The 19,412-nt window shown below is 36.2% G+C and carries 13 protein-coding genes and 1 pseudogene; 8 read left to right on the top strand and 6 right to left on the bottom strand.

Annotation, left to right across the window (positions count from 1 at the left end; genetic code table 11):
* Positions 1–251: pseudogene (locus LV89_RS24995) on the bottom strand (hypothetical protein); the annotation flags it as partial.
* A 444-nt stretch (positions 252–695) separates the two neighbouring features.
* Between LV89_RS24995 and LV89_RS02475 the strand changes: the two are divergent.
* The 6 genes from LV89_RS02475 (at position 696) to LV89_RS02500 (ending at position 11,015) form a co-directional block, all read left to right on the top strand.
* The gene (locus LV89_RS02475; RefSeq protein ID WP_109741274.1) at positions 696–2,867 is read left to right on the top strand and encodes a TonB-dependent receptor; all 2,172 of its coding nucleotides are present in this window, start codon (positions 696–698) and stop codon (positions 2,865–2,867) included.
* Between the two features lie 219 nt (positions 2,868–3,086).
* On the top strand, positions 3,087–5,828 hold the full coding sequence (locus LV89_RS02480) for a DNA methyltransferase (RefSeq protein ID WP_109741275.1): 2,742 nt from the start codon (positions 3,087–3,089) through the stop codon (positions 5,826–5,828).
* Positions 5,829–5,868: 40 nt separating this feature from the next.
* The gene (locus LV89_RS02485) at positions 5,869–6,990 is read left to right on the top strand and encodes a Fic family protein (RefSeq protein ID WP_109741276.1); all 1,122 of its coding nucleotides are present in this window, start codon (positions 5,869–5,871) and stop codon (positions 6,988–6,990) included.
* 449 nt (positions 6,991–7,439) lie between these two features.
* Positions 7,440–7,694 (top strand): hypothetical protein, encoded by a 255-nt coding sequence (locus LV89_RS02490; protein ID WP_146199054.1) that lies wholly within the window; start codon positions 7,440–7,442, stop codon positions 7,692–7,694.
* 5 nt (positions 7,695–7,699) lie between these two features.
* Positions 7,700–9,823 carry a DEAD/DEAH box helicase gene (locus LV89_RS02495; RefSeq protein WP_109741278.1) on the top strand — a complete coding sequence of 708 codons (2,124 nt, stop codon included), beginning with the start codon at positions 7,700–7,702 and terminating at the stop codon, positions 9,821–9,823.
* Positions 9,816–11,015, top strand: a complete 1,200-nt coding sequence (locus tag LV89_RS02500; RefSeq protein ID WP_109741279.1) for a GIY-YIG nuclease family protein — start codon at positions 9,816–9,818, stop codon at positions 11,013–11,015. The genes LV89_RS02495 and LV89_RS02500 overlap by 8 nt, the downstream gene beginning before the upstream one ends.
* A 220-nt stretch (positions 11,016–11,235) precedes the next feature.
* Here LV89_RS02500 and LV89_RS02505 read toward each other — a convergent pair whose 3' ends face one another.
* The 4 genes from LV89_RS02505 to LV89_RS02520 all read right to left on the bottom strand — a co-directional run bounded on the left by LV89_RS02505 (position 11,236) and on the right by LV89_RS02520 (position 17,891).
* Positions 11,236–13,056, bottom strand: a complete 1,821-nt coding sequence (locus LV89_RS02505; protein ID WP_109741280.1) for a tail fiber domain-containing protein — start codon at positions 13,054–13,056, stop codon at positions 11,236–11,238.
* A gap of 6 nt (positions 13,057–13,062) precedes the next feature.
* Positions 13,063–13,503, bottom strand: a complete 441-nt coding sequence (locus tag LV89_RS02510) for a phage tail-like protein (RefSeq protein ID WP_146199055.1) — start codon at positions 13,501–13,503, stop codon at positions 13,063–13,065.
* 60 nt (positions 13,504–13,563) lie between these two features.
* Positions 13,564–15,717 (bottom strand): O-antigen ligase family protein, encoded by a 2,154-nt coding sequence (locus tag LV89_RS02515; protein WP_109741282.1) that lies wholly within the window; start codon positions 15,715–15,717, stop codon positions 13,564–13,566.
* A 134-nt stretch (positions 15,718–15,851) separates the two neighbouring features.
* Positions 15,852–17,891, bottom strand: a complete 2,040-nt coding sequence (locus LV89_RS02520; protein ID WP_109741283.1) for a M43 family zinc metalloprotease — start codon at positions 17,889–17,891, stop codon at positions 15,852–15,854.
* A gap of 277 nt (positions 17,892–18,168) precedes the next feature.
* Here LV89_RS02520 and LV89_RS02525 point away from each other — a divergent pair, with 277 nt between their 5' ends.
* Together LV89_RS02525 and LV89_RS02530 are read left to right on the top strand one after the other, a co-directional pair.
* Positions 18,169–18,738, top strand: a complete 570-nt coding sequence (locus tag LV89_RS02525; RefSeq protein ID WP_109741284.1) for a hypothetical protein — start codon at positions 18,169–18,171, stop codon at positions 18,736–18,738.
* The gene (locus LV89_RS02530; protein WP_109741285.1) at positions 18,722–19,141 is read left to right on the top strand and encodes a hypothetical protein; all 420 of its coding nucleotides are present in this window, start codon (positions 18,722–18,724) and stop codon (positions 19,139–19,141) included. Before LV89_RS02525 ends, LV89_RS02530 begins: the two co-directional genes overlap by 17 nt.
* A 54-nt stretch (positions 19,142–19,195) precedes the next feature.
* On the opposite strand, the gene LV89_RS24845 is transcribed toward LV89_RS02530, so the two are convergent.
* Positions 19,196–19,408 (bottom strand): hypothetical protein, encoded by a 213-nt coding sequence (locus tag LV89_RS24845; protein WP_146199056.1) that lies wholly within the window; start codon positions 19,406–19,408, stop codon positions 19,196–19,198.
* Between the last annotated feature and the right edge of the window lie 4 nt (positions 19,409–19,412).

Raw genomic sequence — 19,412 nt, forward strand, 5'->3', positions numbered from 1 at the left:
TTGAAATCTCTTCTCTCTCCTCTATTCTCTGAACGATCGCCGTAAGGTTTACGCTCGCCTGACTTAAACTCTCTTCTTTCTCCTCTATTCTCTGAACGCTCGCCATTAAACTCTCTTCTGTATTCGTCGCCGCCGTAAGTTCTTCTCACAGGAACTTCACGTCCTAATTCACGGTTTAATTCATCTTTTCTTTGACGAGTTTGTTCTCTTCTCTCAAAGTTCAAATCTTCTTTTTCGATTCGCTTTCTCATTTTTTTGTTTGTTAAAATATTGCAACATCACTGCTGTAAATAAATACGATAATAAATCTCTAAAATACGAATTAAAATTAGCTAAAAATCTATATTTCAACGATTTAACCACTCTGTCTTTTTAAATGGCGTGCAAAGGTACAACTATTTTATTAATATGTAACAACTTTTTAAAATACAATTTCAAAAACTACAATTCTACACATTTTCTTGGTGCAAATTACCTTTGCTATTATGAAGAAGCTACTTTAGAAAACAGGTATATAAATGGTGATTTTGTATATTTACTTTATCATTATTTCATCAACGAAAAAAGAGGTTTTTTTCAAGTTGGACAGATGTTCATTTCTCGCAAAATACTAACCTTAATAATCAGAAAAGTTTAGAGCATAATAGCTGTCGAGTGATTCACGCTCCGCAAACTGCTTTTCACGTATATATTCCATGAAAAAAATATTTATACTATCATATTTAATGCTTAGTGCTGGATTTGCCTTTGCTCAAGATTCTACAAGCAAAGCTCTTGATGAAGTTATCGTCAGAGAAAAACGTAAAACTGCTAAAGAAAGAGGCGAATTTAAACGCCATGCACAGACAGTTGAAGCTCTTACAGAAGAGGAACTAAATAGAAATAACCCTGCATTTATCGAACAAAGTTTAGGTACAATGGCGGGTGTTCAAGTAGATAAACGGACGCAATTGGGCGGACAACGCTTGGTAATTCGTGGTTACGGAAACGACCAAAAATTCAACAACTGGGGCATAAAAGCATACTATAACGGCATTCCGATTACTACCGCAGACGGTGTTACGGTATTGGATGATATAGATTTTGCCTTAGTCAATAATATCGAAGTAATAAAAGGAGCAGCAGCAACCATGTATGGCGGTGGAGTTGGCGGCGTAGCTCGTTTTTACTTAAAATCTTCAGAGGATAAAGGCGTTTCCATTACCGAAAAAGCATCAGCAGGTTCTTTTGGTTTGTTTCAGTCGAACACTCGTTTAGATATTGTGGGAGATAGTTCTGCCATTGCTTTAAGTTATGGACATTTACAGTCTGACGGATACCGTCCAAGGGGAAATAGTTTAAAAAATTATTTGACATTCTTGGGAGATTTCAAGTTTAATAAGAAACAAATGCTATCCGTTTATATGAGTCAGAACTATTCTTACGAAGGGGTAACTGGGCAAATTCCGTATGCTGATTATTACGCTGGGATAGACAATGGAAATACTGCTTATGCCAAGAAAAATGCTCGAAACGAAATATATGCCACTCGTTTTGGGGTAACACATCGTTATAACTTCTCGTCAAATTTCAGTAATTATACTACGGCATTTTATTCCAATCAAGACTTTACAAGAGTTGCTGCGGGTGCGTATGAAATGAGCATGAATCCTAATTATGGTGTTCGGTCAATCTTCATTTTAAAATCAAATTTTTCTCCAACTATTACTAACGAATTAAACGTTGGAACTGAAATTCAACAATCACGCTCACAGATTTCTAACTACCGTTTTCTTGGAACAGACGATGCCAATCCGTTAAAAGTACAGGATATTTCTAAAGGCTCGTATTTCAAATATGTAACCAATCAAACCTCATTTTTCGTCCACAATCGTACTACCATAACCCCACTCGACCTATCATTAATTTTGGGTTTGAGTGCTAACAATATCAGTTATAGTCGTTTAGATTTATTGGCAAACCCTGGGTTAGTAGCAGGTTATAATAAAGATTTATCATTTGAGAAAAGCTTTGCAACATCATTCAATCCACACATTGCTTTGCAGAAAAATATCAAAGACCAAATCATCAATTTAAGTTATAGCGAAGGTTATAACGCCCCAACGGCTTCTACGGCATTCATCGGGACAATCAATAAAGCCAATGATAATTTATTGCCAGAAAAAGCAAAAATGATTGATTTAGGGATTCAAGGATTGTTATTTAATAATCACTTAGACTACCAAGTGTCTTTATTCAACATCGACATCACCAATAAATTAACACAGTTATCGGGTGTTATTCCAACAGGTGGTACTTACACTTATTTTGCCAATACAGGCAATCAAAGTAACTCTGGATTAGAACTTAGTTTGGGATATTTATTCATTCCGAGAACGAAGTCGTTTATCAAAAAAATTGAACCATTCCTCAATTACTCGAACTACAATTTCAAATACAGCGACTTTAAAACACGATTTGGAAGTGATGTTGTAGATTTTTCTAATAAACAAGTGGTAGGAGTTCCTAAAACTAAATATACACTTGGCTTAGACATTGTAACCAAAGCAGGTTTATACCTCAACAATACCTACAATTTTATGGGGGATGTTTACACAGACTTTGCCAATACCAATAACGTAAAAGAATTTGCTTTGTTAAACAGTAAAATTGGCTACAAATACACAGGCAAAAAGGTAGATTTCGATATTTATTTTGCAGGCAATAACTTAACCAGTCAAGTAAACTACACGTTCTTATTTTTGGGGAACAACATCAACGACTCAGATGCAGGAAGTAACTATCCAACAGGCATTGCAACAGACGTAAACCCAGGTCCAAGCAAAGCTTACTATTTTAGTGGAGTGAATGTAAAGTTTAAATTTTAAAACAAAAAAGCCTTAAATCGTGTGATTTAAGGCTTTTTTGTTTTAAAATCAATATTGCTCACAAACTCTCTTTCAGTGCTAAAGGCATTTACCATTTGGCTATTAACTTGGATTGAAAGAAAAGGGATTTCCAAACCTTAAATCGTTCTATTCCACATTCCCCAACAACAATTCCCTCTTTTTTCCATAAATTGCAACCACAATCATTAATCCTCAAAAATGAATATTACCCAGATAACCGATAGTTTACAAAACCTACTGAATAACTTTGATAAAGACGAATTTATCTACCAATTGCTCCGTGCTTATAACATCCCGAATGCCTCTATTGCACGACTGAAAAAAGGGGGACTTAACCTCTCTAAAAACCCAAATGAAATAGACTGGAAAACTAAACTTTTCTATAAAATTGCTGAACCTACCGAGAATGTCCATGAAATCATGGAGGAACTCAAAGCCAATGGAAAGGCTCTTAAAAACTCCCCTCGGTTTATGGTGGTGACGGATTTTACGACGCTTTTGGCTTGGGACGTGAAAATGGCAGAGGCTTTGGATATTCCCCTGACGCAATTGGTGCAACACTACGACTTCTTTTTGCCTTGGGCGGGCATGGAAAAAGCTACGCATCAATACGAAAATCCTGCCGACGTAAAGGCTGCCGAAAAAATGGCAAAGCTTTACGACGAAATCAGTAAGGATAACCGAAACGTAGCAACGCTCACCAAAGAGGATGTTCATTCGCTCAATGTGTTCCTCAGCCGTTTGTTGTTTTGCTTTTTTGCGGAGGATACGGGCATTTTTGAGAAAAGCCAATTTACCCACGATATTAAAGACCATACCCAAGAAGACGGCTCCGATTTACATACCTACCTCGACCGCCTTTTTGAGTTGATGAATACGCCTCTCCGAGACGATTCTTTGCCGAAACACCTCCGTGATTTTCCGTATGTAAACGGGGGACTTTTTCAACAAAAACACCAAGCACCCACTTTTAGCAGACGTAGCCGTGCAATCTTGATTGAATGTGGGGAACTGGATTGGGCTGCTATTAATCCTGATATTTTTGGTTCGATGATTCAGGCGGTTATTACGCCCGAACACCGTGGCGGTATGGGGATGCACTATACTTCTGTACCCAATATTATGAAGGTAATTGAACCGCTTTTCTTGGATAATTTGCTCGAAGAATTTGAATCTGCAAAAGGTAATATCAAGAAAATCAATGAATTGCTAAAACGTATCTGGAGTATCAAAATCTTTGACCCTGCTTGTGGTTCGGGTAACTTTTTGATTATTGCCTACAAAAAAATGCGGGAATTGGAAATGGCTATTTTCAAGGAAATTGACCGTATTAAAGGTAAACTTGGTTCTGGAATTTTTGATTTTGGAGGAAATTCTTTTTCTGAAATTCGTTTAGATAATTTTTACGGAATTGAGTTGGACGATTTTGCCCATGAAATCGCAATTCTGTCTTTGTGGCTTGCCGAACACCAAATGAACCAAGAATTTTTTAAGGAATTTGGCAGAACTCGCCCCGCTTTACCCCTCAAAGCTACGGGCAATATCGTACACGGAAACGCTACTCGTTTGGACTGGGAAGTGGTTTGCCCTAAAAAAGAACAGGACGAGATTTATATTTTGGGAAATCCGCCGTATTTGGGAAGCAGTATGCAATCTGCGGAGCAAAAAGAAGATATGGCTCTGGTTTTCAAAGGAATAAAAGATTATAAAAACTTAGATTATATCGCTTGTTGGTTTTTAAAAGGGGCTAAATTTATTCAAAACCAAAACGCTCAATTCGCTTTTGTAAGTACCAATTCTATTTGTCAAGGGGAACAAGTAGCCCTTTTATGGCCACATATTTTCAATCGTAATCTTGAAATTGGATTTGCTCATACTTCTTTCAAATGGAACAATAATGCTAAAGCTAATGCAGCGGTAATTGTTGTGATTGTAAGTATCAAACCAACCGCTTTAAACAAAACTAAATTAATTATTAATAGTATTAATAAAATTATAGTCGATAATATTAATCCTTATTTAACAAAGGGACGAAGTACTTTTGTTGTTAGAACTACAAAATCTATAAGTTTACTGACTCCCATGGTAAAAGGTAATCAACCAACCGACGGAGGTCACTTTATTTTAAATAAAGAAGAGCGTTCTGAGTTATTATCATTGAATTCTAATTCGTCTCAATTCATCAAAAAGCTTATTGGGTCAGACGAACTTATAAATAGTAAAGAAAGATGGTGTCTTTGGATAAACGATGAAACTCTATCTGAAGCTACTCAAGTGGACATTATTAAGACTCGTATCAATAATGTCAAGTATTTCCGTAGCCAAAGTCCTGCCCCATCTACAGTAAATTTTACTGGAGGACATCATAGATTCATTCAAATTCAGCATGAACCTGAAAAAGCACTCGTTATTCCATCTGTTTCGTCAGAAAATCGCATTTACATCCCAATAGGGTTTGTTGATAATCATACTGTTGTTACAAATCTTGCCTTTGCTATCTATAATCCCGAAACTTGGTTATTTGCAGTACTCACTTCACGTATGCACATGACGTGGGTACGTGCAGTAGCAGGAAGATTAAAGTCAGATTATCGTTATTCATCAGCACTTTGCTACAACACCTTCCCCTTCCCACCCATATCAGACACACAAAAAGACGAGTTAAAGAAGCACGTGTTTCAGATTATTGGAGAGCGGGAACAAGATTCAGAAAAGACCTTAGCCCAACTCTATGACCCTGAAAAAATGCCCGAGGGGCTACGAGAAGCCCACCGTCAGAACGATTTGGCGGTAGAGCGTTGTTACCGTTCCAAACCCTTTGAAAGCGACGAAGAGCGTTTAGAATACCTCTTTAAACTCTACGAAAAAATGATTGAAGAAGAGAAGACGAAGGGGACTTTGTTTGCGATGGAGAGGAAAGGGAAGGGGAAGAAGAAGTAAAAAGGATTGTATAATTTTGTCGGAATAAATTTAAAACAATATGAATTATCAGATACCAATGTTGCCTTTGGGGAACGATGTAGAAACCAAAGCAGTCTTGAAACAAGCTGCTAAGGCTCACAGACGTTTAGCAGAATTGAAAGGTGTAGCATTGACAATACCCAACGAGCAAATTCTTATCAGTACCCTCACGTTGCAAGAAGCAAAAGATAGTTCTGCTATTGAAAATATCGTGACGACCCACGATGAAATTTTCAAGGCTGAACTATATATTGAAAATCTGAGAAGTCCAGCCGCAAAAGAGGTTCAAAGCTACGCCAATGCTCTACGAAAAGGGTTTGGATTGGTTCGCCAAAATAAGATTTTGAGTAATAATTATATTTTACAGATTCAGGAAGAACTTGAACAGAACAAGGCTGGTTTTCGTAAACTACCTGGCACAGCTCTAAAAAATCAACAAACAGGCGAAACTGTATATACTCCCCCACAAGACTCAGAGGATATTTTGCGATTAATGCAAAATTTAGAAGCCTTCATTAACAATGATGATTTATCAGACCTTGACCCTTTGGTTAAATTGGCTATTATTCACCATCAATTTGAGAGTATTCACCCTTTTTATGACGGAAATGGACGAACTGGCAGAATTATCAATATCCTTTATTTAGTAAGCAAAGACTTACTCGACATTCCTGTTTTATATTTAAGTCGTTATGTGATTGAAAATAAAGGAGAATATTATCGTCTCCTTCAATTGGTAAGAGATAAAAATCAATGGGAAGATTGGCTGATTTTTATGCTTACGGGCATTGAACAAACAGCTATTCAAACAATAAAACTTATTGAGAACATTAAAGAATTAATGATGGATTATAAAAAGCGTATCCGTTCTCAATTTCCCAAAATTTATAGTCAGGAACTACTCAATAGCCTGTTTAGTCATCCATACACTAAAATAGAATTTGTAGAAGAATCATTAAGAATCACTCGTAAAACAGCGTCATCTTATCTAAAAGAATTGGTAGAAGCCAATTACTTAGAATTGATAAAAATTGGGAGGAGTAATTTCTATTTGAACAAACCTCTTTTTGATTTATTTCTCAATGTTCCAGACCTTTATAAAGCCGACACACCCATTATAGAGTCAGGAAGGATTGGTTAATAATCCTAAAAAAGCCTCAATCTTTTCCCGAATAATAAATTATATGGGTAAAAAATTGAAAAATTTACCCATATCGAGAATTATATGGGTAAAAAATTGAAAAATTTACCCATATCGAGAATTATATGGGTAAAAAATCGAAAAATCTTAACACGTTTTTATAATATGTTAAGAAAATCGAAAAATCTTAACATATCGTAAAAAGTAGACGATAGTTGATTAATGCCATGCAATAATGCTTTAGAGACGCATACAGATTATCTAAGTTATTACAAGAGCTATGCAAAAGTGGATTTCTAACATCTGAAAACAGAGGAAGATGGACGACATACCATCTTAATAAAACTTATAATGTTAAACAGAGTAGTTCCAATGAGGGTAGTTCTAATGGGGGTAGTTCTAATGGGGATAGTTCTAATGAGGGTAGTTCTAATATGGACAGTCCCAATATGGACAGTTCTAATATGGATAGTTCTAATATGGACAGTTCTAATAAGAGATTATCATTTAATGAAATGGCAAAATTAGTAAAAGCCTCTTGCTCAAACGAGTATAAATCGGCAGAAGAAATAGCTGTAGAAATCAACAGAGCTGTTAAATATTTAAAAAACTTCATTTTACCCAAATTGATAGAAAACGGAGAGTTAATTAAATTGTTCCCAGATAATAATCCATTTCAAAAGTATAAATCAAATATCAAATAAATCCTATGCCAGATTTAGTCCATGTTACCTACGCCCAAACGGGACAAAGCTCCAAAACCAATCATTACGGAATGCGAGAAATGCAAGAAAAGGCATACCAAGCCCGTGATGCTCAATATTTATTATTAAAAGCTCCACCTGCCTCTGGTAAATCAAGGGCTTTGATGTTTATCGCCTTGGATAAATTGGTAAATCAAGGCTTACAAAAAGTCATTGTAGCCGTTCCCGAAAGGTCTATCGGCGGTTCATTTGGTACAACCCTCTTGAGTAAAAACGGTTTTTATGCCGATTGGAAACCCAATCCACTTTATAACCTCTGTACCCCAGGTATGGACGGTAGCAAAAGTAAAGTAGAAGCCTTTAAAAAGTTTTTGGACAACGACGAAAAAATCCTGATTTGTACGCACGCTACCTTACGTTTTGCCTGTGATGAGCTGGAAGAAAAGAAGTTTAATAATGTTTTATTGACGATTGATGAATTCCATCACGTTTCAGCCGATGGCGATAACCGTTTGGGCGAATTGTTGCGGTTAATCATGGCAAAATCAACGGCACATATTGTAGCCATGACGGGGTCATATTTTCGTGGAGATAGCATTCCAGTCTTAAAACCCGAAGACGAAGCCAAATTCACTAATGTAACCTACAACTATTACGAGCAACTCAACGGCTACACGTATTTAAAATCTTTAGGAATTGGCTATCATTTCTATCAGGGTAGATATACGTCCGCCATTTTAGAGATTTTAGATACCGATAAAAAGACAATTTTACACATTCCAAACGTCAATTCGGGCGAGTCAACCAAAGATAAACGCCAAGAAGTAGATACCATTTTAGATGCCATTGGTGATATTATTTCAGTGGATGAAGAAACAGGCGTTATTTCCGTGAAAAGACATTCGGACGGGAAAATACTAAAAGTAGCCGATTTAGTAAACGATAACCAAAGAGACCGAGACAAAATCCAGAACTATTTGCGTGACCAAATCAAGTCCGCAGACGACATGGATTTAATCATTGCTTTAGGCATGGCAAAAGAAGGTTTCGACTGGCCCTATTGCGAACACGCCCTGACGGTAGGTTATAGAGGTTCGTTGACAGAAATTATTCAGATTATCGGGCGTTGCACCCGTGATAGTAATAACAAAACTCACGCCCAGTTTACCAACCTCATAGCCCAACCCGATGCTAAAGATGATGAGGTAAAACTTTCGGTCAATAATATGCTTAAAGCCATAACGGCTTCTTTGTTGATGGAACAAGTCCTTGCTCCTAACTTTAAATTCAAAACAAAAGTAGATGGTGGCGAACCTCCTAAAAAAGGAGAATTACATATTAGAGGTTTTAAAAAGCCCAGTTCACAACGAGTAAAAAGTATTGTAGAATCTGATTTGAACGACTTAAAAGCAACGATTTTACAAGACCCTCAAATGCTAAAAGCCATGCCAGGGAATGTGGACGCTGAGGTTATAAACAAGGTACTTATTCCAAAAATTATTGAGAAAAAATACCCTACTTTATCAGAAGAAGAAATTGAAGAAGTCCGTCAATATGTAGTGTTAGACTCGGTAATCAAAAATACCTTGATGGTCGATGTTGACGTAATTAAAAAAGCGATTCAAGAAGATAAAGCTGTTCAAAAAGCAACCTCTCAACAAACCATTGATAGTGAATTAGTGCCTAAAATTGTCAAAAAAGTGTATCCAGACCTAAGCGATGATGAAGCAAAAGCCTTTAGTAAATTGATGGTTAATATGCCTAAAGGTGAATCCAAAACTGACGAAGCCATGAGTGATAAACGATTTATCAGAATGGCAGGACAGTTTATTAACATCGACGACATCCATATTGATTTAATCGACCAAGTAAATCCATTTCAGAGAGCCTTTGAAGTATTGTCAAAATCGGTAACTACGCAAGTGCTAAGAATCATTCAAGATGTCATTGAAGCGACGAGAATCACGATGGATTTTGAAGAAGCGAAGATTTTATGGCCTAAAATTATTGCCTTCAAACAAACGTATAACAAAGAACCTAATTTACAGTCAAGCGACCCACTGGAACGTAGAATGGCGGAATGTATTATTTATTTGAAAGAAGAAAAACGAAAAAGAGCCAATGGATAAGAATCGTATTTTAGATGAAATATTCTCGAATGACCCATTCGAGATGCTGAATATTAAGCCTACTTCATCAGGAACAAGAAATGACGAAGAGCGGCTGTTCAGCTCGTTTCAACCAATCGTTGACTTTTATCAAAAAAATAATCGAGAGCCTTTACCAGTTAGTGAAGATATACAAGAGTATCAATTATTCTCAAGGTTGAAATCTATTCGGGAGAATCCTTCCAAAATGGAAATTCTCAAAAAGTATGATACCTACGGATTCTTAACTACCAAGAATGTTGAAATCAATTCCATTGATGATATTTTCAACGATGATTCATTTGGACTATTAGAAAATGATAACTTAGGCTTATTTGATTTTAAACATATAAATGCCCCTGATAAAGACAGAGCTGAAACAGATTTTGTGGCAAGAAGAAAGCCTTGTAAAGACTTTAATAAGTATGAACAACGGTTAAGAGATGTACAAAACGACCTAAAAATTGGTAAGCGAAAATTAGTAGATTTTAATCAAGGAAATCTGCGTGAAGGTGCTTTTTACATTCACAATGGTGTACTTTTTCTGTTAGAGAAAATCAATATTTCATTTAAAGAACATTATCGTGAAGATGGCACACGAGTACGAGAAGATGGACGAACTCGATGTATATTTGAAAACGGTACAGAGTCAAATATGCTCAAACGTTCAGTAGAAAAAATCCTTTATGCAAATGGCAAAGTGGTCACAGAAAATGCCGACGAAGTTGCTGAAAGTTTTGTCAATAAAGTAAATAATATCACCGAACAAGACCAAGCCTTTGGCTATATCTATGTCTTAAAATCTAAAAGTAGCAATCAAGAAATTAAGCAGATTAACAACCTTTATAAGATTGGTTACTCAAAAATAACCGTCGAAGAAAGAATCAAAAATGCGAAAGAAGAGCCTACTTATTTGATGGCAGATGTATCAATTCTTCAGACATACAAATGCTATAATATTAACCCTCAGAAGTTAGAACAACTCTTACATATCTTTTTTGGAAAGGCGTGTTTAGATATTGATATTTTTGATAAAAATGGGAATAGGCATACGCCAAGAGAATGGTTCATAGCTCCGTTGCACATTATTGAAAGTGCTATTGAAATGATTATATCGGGAGAAATTTTAAAATATAAATATGACATAAAGAATCAAGAAATTATTGAGTCTTAACAAGTGGAATAAAATAGGAGTTTTTGTAATGCCGTAATACAATCTTCGTATTACGACATTACAGGAAAGTGGCAAACGCTTGATAATCAACTGTATTACATTGTAATACGTAGGTTTAAACTGGTTCAGTTAGATATTGTTCACAAAAAATGCTTGTTCACGAAAACGTGAACAAGCATTTTTTGTGAATAATGTTGAAGATGGATTAACCCATAAGTACCTATTTTTCTGAAACCTTTTTTGCGGATATTTTTTCTCTTTCGGGCAATAGTAAAGCCTTTAGCTCTTCCATTTCTAATTTCAAAATGGAGATTTCAGCGTTTGATTTTTCCAATAATACTAATCGTTTTTTCAATAATTCATTTTCAGCTTGTAAATCACTGGTTCTTTTTTCTAAAGCTTTAATGGCGGTGAAATTGACACCATCAAAATCAGCGGATGCAATGGTAGTATCGTTACCAACAACACCTAATTTATCACGACCAAAAGCACTAAAAAACTCTTGAGCCATTGGGCCATAATGTCGGAATAGTTTCGGGTCTTGTCCTTTATAATTCCAAGTAACTGTTCTCATATTGGCTATTTTCTTTAAAACATTTTCACCATCAATGGGTTGGAAGTTTTCTTTTTTGGTGCTGTCGGATATTGACGACCAACTATTACTACCTCCGTAAAGAATAGCACCCGTTCCCAAAGTTGCACTGGTATAGAGATAGTAACCATTTCTAAACCTTGCAGAAAAAGTATTTGGATTAAAGCTATACAGATAACTACTGCTATTTGGGGAATCTCCGATGACAAAAGAACCTTCGTAATAGGCATTTACATTACTACCTATTGCGGTTGAGTTGTTACCATTTGCTATCGTATTGTATCCCATAGCAGTTGAAGCAAAGCCAGAAGCAACCGTTCCTGTCCCCATTGCAGTAGCTATATATCCCGATGCGTTGGTATTGTTTCCAAGAGCTGTTGAAACATAACCAGAGGCATTAGAATTATAACCCATTGAAGTAGAAGCATAACCACTCGATATTGTTTGAGAACCTGATGCGAAACTGGCGGTTGATGATGCAGTGGTATAATATCCCATGGCTGTACCATAATAAGCATTTGAAGTTGCGTTTGTATTATAACCTGTTGCTAATGAGGCATAACCAGAAGCGTATGTACTATATCCCATTGTAGTTGAAACATATCCAGAAGCATTTGTGTAAGCCCCTATCGCTGTAGAGTAATCTCCAGATGCTCTTGTTGAGTAACCCATTGATGTGGCAGTATTTGCAGTAGCGTTTGAATAAGCACCCATTACAGTAGAGTAATCTCCAGATGCGGTTCCGTAATAACCTAATGCAGTCGATGCTTGTCCTAAAGATTTTAAGAATGACCCCAAAGCAGTTGAGGTATAACCTCTACATTCTGTTGCAAATCCCAACGCAACAGTATAGTAATTACTGGCTGTTACGTTTGAGCCTATAGCAGTTGAATAAGGTCCTGATGCTAATGTCTGCGTTCCCATGGAGATAGAACTAAATCCTTGAGCGTGATTATTATAGCCTATTCCAATAGAGTATTTTCCTATAATTTCACTCTGATTTGCTGATGTAACTGTACGGCCACTTCTAAATGCACCTTTTGTAGAATCAAAAAATAAAGCATTCCCTACCGCTTCTGTAATGGGTGTAGATGTAATGTCTTGCTCTATCATATACCATCTTATTTTAAACCCTTGTCCGACAACAGAATTTCCATTCGTTTTAAACTTAATTCCTATATAGGAGCCATCATACAATAAATCAGGAGGCAAATTATTCCCTGAGTATTTAGCAATCACTTTACTTCCATTATCTAATATTATAACTGAATCTCCATTGGCCTCAGTATCAAATGTCTCAAAGACCAATTTGATACTTACTATACTGGGTAAAGAATTATAAATAGTTGTTGTTGTATTTATACTCCCACTTGGATATGGAGCATTAGGGCCACTTGGGTCATATAATATACCAGCAGCATCCGTGTACGTGGTATTACTAAGGGGCATATTATACTAATGCAAATTAGGGTCTTCCGTAGTCAATTTCGTTTTCTGTGAAATTAAAAAACCATCCCCTTTAATATCAAGCGTAGTTTGAGGAGTTGCAGTATTTATCCCAACATTATTATTATTGGTATAAACATTCGTTCCATTCTGTAACCATGCCCCATTAGTTCCGCCATTGCCCATATCTGTCCAAGTGGTTCCATTGTAATACCAAAAAGTATTGGTTGTTGTATTGAAAACAATTAAACCCGTAGCGGGCGAGGTAATTACGGTGTGGTCAGTTACCCGTGGCATTAAAAACCCTTTTGCGTTTGTAGTGGCTGATGCTTTAATATCCAGCATCGCTGATTGGTGAGGAGCAGTACCATCTTTATTAATACCCATTTGGGCTTTTATTTGAAATAGGGTAAACATCAACATAGATGTTAGGAAATAGATTTTTCTCATGATATTGATAAATTTAAGGTTGAAACAATCATTATACACTATTGATATTGAACTGATTAATTACTGAAAATACTCCGCAGGACTCCGCCCGTTTCTGACAGCTTCCCGATGCTGGCGAGTAGTGTTGACATCCATTCCATTACCGAATAGGCATAAATATCGAAATACTTGGTCGGCACTCTGTTTTAAATCCCCCGTTACATAAGCCGCCATTGCCCATTCAAAATAAATTTGTTTGGTATATTGATACGAAAGTTTTGCGGTCTGCTTTTCTCTTCGATTAAACTCCTGTACCAAACCCTGTAAGTTGTTATGCTTACCGTAGATAAAGCGAATCATTTCTATTTTTTGGATAAAATTCTTATTATCAACCTTTTGCAACTCCTTCCAAATGTTTAGCGTGTCATTCTTTTCGCTGTAAATCATGGATTTGAATATAAAAACCTCACCATGTCCATTGATTTTATAAATATCATCGTAAAGTTTTAGAGCCTTTTCTGTTTGTTGGTTTCGGGTGTAAACGCCCGCTAATTGCATCAAATTGATATGGCGTTTAGGTGCGAGTGCTTGTACTTTTTCAAAACCTGTTATGGCTTCATTGAATGCCCCACGGTCGGCATTAATGGAAGATTGAATGGATAATAAACGTGGATGTTCGGGGTGTTTTTCTGCTTCTTTCTTTAAAATATCTGATACCGCTTGATAATAGCCACCTTTCATTTCGTTAGCAATTTCACTTTTACCCACTTTTTCGGATAAGAAAGAAACTTGCTCGGCAAAATCGCTCGTACCTGTACCGATGGCGTTTGAATAACCCAATTGAATTTGCTGAATAGTTTGTTGTAAATCAGGCTCTTGCATTATTTTTACGATTTGCTTACTCGTTCGCAAGGGTTGTAAATAACCGTAATAAAAACCAACAGAAGACAATAGAACACAAATAAAAACTCCCCAAATTGTTAGCTTAGGGAAGATATGAGCTTTATCAGATTGCGTTTCAAATTGCCAGTAAGCCAATACCATAAAAACCGTTATTGTACCCGTTAAACTATCAAAACCAAAGAAATTATTGACAAAGTAGGCAACGATAAAACCGATAAATAATCCTTTTTGAATATTAGAAAATTTACCCGAACGCATAGTAAACCAAAACATTAAACCAAATGGAGCGAGAAAAGATAAAAGCCCAAGAATTCCGCCCGAGACAAGCCAATCTAAAAGGAAATTATGCGAACGGTCGTACCACGGAGCATCATTATACATTTCGGGTAAAAAATGTTTGGCAAAAACGTATTGATAATTCTCCTGTCCCCAACCTAAAATGGGCTTTTCCTTAAAGCCTTCGTAAGCAATTTTCCAGTTATTGAGTCGAGAAACACCCGTAGTTTTTGACTTTGCTACCGAAACAACCCGTGATAACAATGCAGACTGTTTTACCAATTTAGAATCATCAGCACTGAATAAAACCGCAATGGATAATATTGAAATACTCACAAAACAACCGATACTCCATCGGATTTTAGCAGATATTTTAGCAGAAAACAGTACAAAACCCATCAAAACTAACCCGCCCAAAAATAAGCCTAAAAACGCACTTCTACTTTGCGTTAAAATGACTCCAATCAAGAGAATGGGAATAAACAAAAGGGAGATTTTTCTAATGTTACCCGAAGCATTTGTCAAAATAAATCCCACTAAAAACAAGTGTAGAATCAAATAAAGACCCAAATACGTAGGGTTTCCCAAACTTGAAAAAAGCCTTTCGCCAGTTTTAAGCATTTCAAGTTCTTTGAATATTCCTATCAGCACGACCACGCAAGCCACACTACAGGAAATCAGAAAGAGAAGATGCCATTGCTCTATTTTTTTGAATGAATTACTCAGTACAAAGAAGAAAATTAAGGAATAAAAAAGCCCAACGGCTCCCTCCATACGTTCTAAACCAGACCAAAAGCTACTGTGGAAATCATGCCCGAAAAGAGCCGTCAAAAAAGTTACGATTCCCAAACCTAATAAAGCAATATTCAAAGGCGTTTTGCGTGGTAAATATTCTGCATCTCGAAAGGCAATAATCGCCCAAACAATCAACAAAATATCCACTAATAATCGAAAATAAAGTGTTTTTTCAGTGACAAACGGAAATGGTAATTTCTCGAAAAGAACTAACGGAGTAAGCGTAATGAGTAGAATTAGGATGAATAGAAGTTTTTTCATGATTTGTGTTAAAGTATGGCACGCTGATAAGACTTGCCGTCCGCCTTGATGCCTATCGGCAACGCAGATTTAATAGATTTTTTCAATCTGCAAAAATCTGCGTTGGGACATCTGCGTTATCTGCGTGCCAATAGTTAAATACCTAAACCAACTTTCCCTTTGATAGTTGGTGAGAAGTTTTGAAAGTTTAGATTTCCTCTGATAATGATATTTTTTGCCTTAGCATCGTTTATTGGCACATTTACCGTGTGACCTGCTTGGATAGTTACGGTTTGGCAATTGAGGGGAACGAGATTACTCGACCAAAGCGTAGCATCTTGCCAATTACCTGTTTTGGTGGATTGAACGTTGGGGTTTAAGGCAATTATCCTGACGGGTGGGGCGTAACCCTTATTACAGAAATAATTATTACAATTCACGAAAAAATCTCTCGTACTGGAAGCAGTCAAATAACGAATGGATGACGTTGAGCCGTCATTCCATAAAGTATTCATCCCCGATTGGCAACCCGCAGAAAGCATCACTGGAGAACCCTCGCAGGTAGCAAGTCTGAAATCGGTCAAAGCACCATTTGATGATGCCGTGAGTGAAGGTGTGGGTTCATAAAATCTTAGATAAATCGAGTTTGAACTTCGGTAAACATTTCCACATTTCATCATATTTAAGGTATAAGTTCCCGTTGATGAGGCGTTAAAGTAACTACTTGTTGAAGATGCCGTAATATTTTGTCCATCCTTCGTCCACCAATAAGTATCATAACCGCTTTCGTTTACATTTAAACCGATATTATTCCCTGCACAAGTTGAAGTAGCGTTGTAATTTGTGGATGTAGCATTTGAATATTGAGAGTATATTGGGCTGCCTGTGGGAGTGTTATTTGCTCCATTGATGTAAAGCGTAATAGTTGTCATAGCATCAGGAGAAGCATACGAATTATATATTCTCAAATCGTAATATCCTGCTGTAATGTTTGAAGGTATCGTAATGGTTTTCAGACCAGCAGAAACATTACCCAAGTCATAATAACTGCCACTACTATTATAAAGTCTGGCTGTCGAAGAAGCATTGACAAAATTAGGCTCTCCATATAAATTATACTCAAAAGAGAATGAACCTCCTGCACAAAGTAAGCGATTGGAACTAAAAGGACGTATTACCACTCTTCTTTGACCATCGAGGTAGTAGCGTTGAGAAAAAGTTGGATTTGGATTTAAAACTCTAAAATCGTAGCCTGAAGCTATTCGTTGATATTGTTCGTAAGTAAATCCTAAATTATCTAAACAATCTCTTGTCCAGTAACTCATTTGGTTATTGATTGGAGGTGTATAACTTTGATTATTGGAGTCAATATAATTACATCCATAAGTAGAACCACCCCAAAAGCAATTACCAGTGAAAATATTCAACCTTTTACAATTATCCATACCGCTATTTCTTATGTATGGGTCCGCATCTGTATCACATAATTGGTCAGCTACTGAATAACAATTTCTCCCAGACCCTCTTGTAACAAGTTCAAACGGCTCTAACCCATCTTCTCTAAAAGTATGAAATAAACTAAAATAATGTCCAAATTCATGAGGTACAACATATTTTGAGATGAAATCTAAACTACTATTTTTACCTATAAAAATTCTATTATCTTCTTTTCTACTTGTATTGCCATCACAAAAAGTTGGGAACTTAGCAAAACCACTCGCATCTGTTATAGAACCTACAAAATAGATATTTATTGCATTTGTATAATCTCTCGTTGAGCAAAGACTTGCTTCTTTTGAGCTACCACAAGAAGTAACATCACCATAATTATAGAAATAATCACTTTGAATAAAGTCTGTAAAATAAGGTCTATAAAATTGAATGCCAACACTACTATATTTACTATTTAATATTGTAAATATGGTCGTTAAATCAGATGAACTAATCTTTCCTGTGCCATCCAGTTTGTATATATCATGAACAATCACAGGAACATATACGATATTAGTTGGGGATGGAGAAAGGGCGGTCTTTGTACGAGACTGATAATCTTGATATGCCTTTAACAGATTTTTTGAAACTTCATGTGTTTGTGGCTTAGTACCACAATCTAAGTTTGTAGAACTTTGCCCAACCCCATCAAAAAAAACAAACAACAATAAACAAACAAACCAAATTCGTAGAAAATGTTTCATATAGAAATTATAGAGTTAAAATGTAAAATATTAATTCCTACAAAGAAACGTAGAATTACGTATTGGTTTTAGCGTAGAATTACCTAATGTCAACAACTACCCCTTAATATCTTCTCAATACTCCTCTTTTTTCCCCTTCCCTCAAGTCTATAATTACCAACTTGCCATCGTTTTACAAAGTCTGTAAAGCCGTAATACAATGACGTTTTACCGTATTACGAAAAATGCAATCAATTGATAATCAAACGTATTACAACGTAATACATCGTAACACAACATGAGCGAATTATCCCAAACAATTAATATCCGTACAACCTTCGATATGAAGAAACGGATATTAGACCATGCCGACAAAAAAGGTATGAACCAGTCTGAGTTTATTATTTATGCTGTTGAGAGTTTTCTGAACGGTGGAAATAATCAGAATCCTGTTGAATCTAAATTGGATATTGACAATTCTTTTGTCCAACAACTTCAAGAACAGTTAGCGACCACAACTAACCAATTAAGGCTAATACAAGAAACTATGACTTCTGAAAGGAAAAGTATTTTACAAGAAGCGGTTGAGTTAGCTCAAAGAATGGCAACTGAAAAAATTCAGCAAGTACAAAACCAAGCCATTAGGGTTCATCAAGAAAGAACTCGAAACGATTTTGATGGGACTAATCAACAAATTAAAGTCTTACAAGAACGCTTATATGCTTACGAAACACCATTATTAAAAGAAGTATTTATGATGGTATCTCAAAATCCTCAAATTAGAGACTATCCTGATGTCGTTTATTTTTTAGTTCATTGTTACTCTCAACAATTTAAACAAACAACTCAATATGCAATTGGACAATAAATTTAGGTTTTCTTATGACCCTTTTGGTCTGGTTGATTTTAATAGTAAAAATGGTCGCTATGTACCTAAACCTCCTAAATCAAATTGGGGATGGGTTCTTTGGATTGTACTCTTGCTAATATTAGGACTTGGCATATTATTCCGAGAAACCATTTATAAGTTCTTCTTTCCCAAAACTGATGACGTAGATGATAAACCCGAAAAAGTAGAACCCAATGATGAAGTTTTAAAACAGCTCCCAGCGGTAACAGCTCAATCATTTAAGTTACAACCTGAACACAAAATAATTATACGACTCGACTTAGCAGATGAAGCTAAATGGGATTTAGAACTTTTGGAAGCAAAGAAAAAAGAGGGAAAAGCAGAGTTTGTAAAGGGCAAAGGTTGGCTATTATATGAGTAATACAATGTAAAACCCTGTAAAACACGCAATTTTACGGTATTACAGGGTTTCATTCTATTCAAATTTGTATGTTGCATAGTTACTGATTGTACCCATTACTTGGAACGGATTTCGAGCCATTGAAGAAACGATAGAGCCAACTTCTGAAAAAGATTCTAAATAACTATCTAATGGACTTGCCGCCTGTGGCGGATTTTTCTTCTTCCATTCTTCCCATTCCGTCTGCTCGTTGTCAGTAGCCAACCCTTGTTCTAATATAGTTTTCACCCAC

Source organism: Arcicella aurantiaca (genome assembly GCF_003148625.1).
In the GTDB taxonomy this organism is placed as follows: Bacteria; Bacteroidota; Bacteroidia; order Cytophagales; family Spirosomataceae; genus Arcicella; species Arcicella aurantiaca.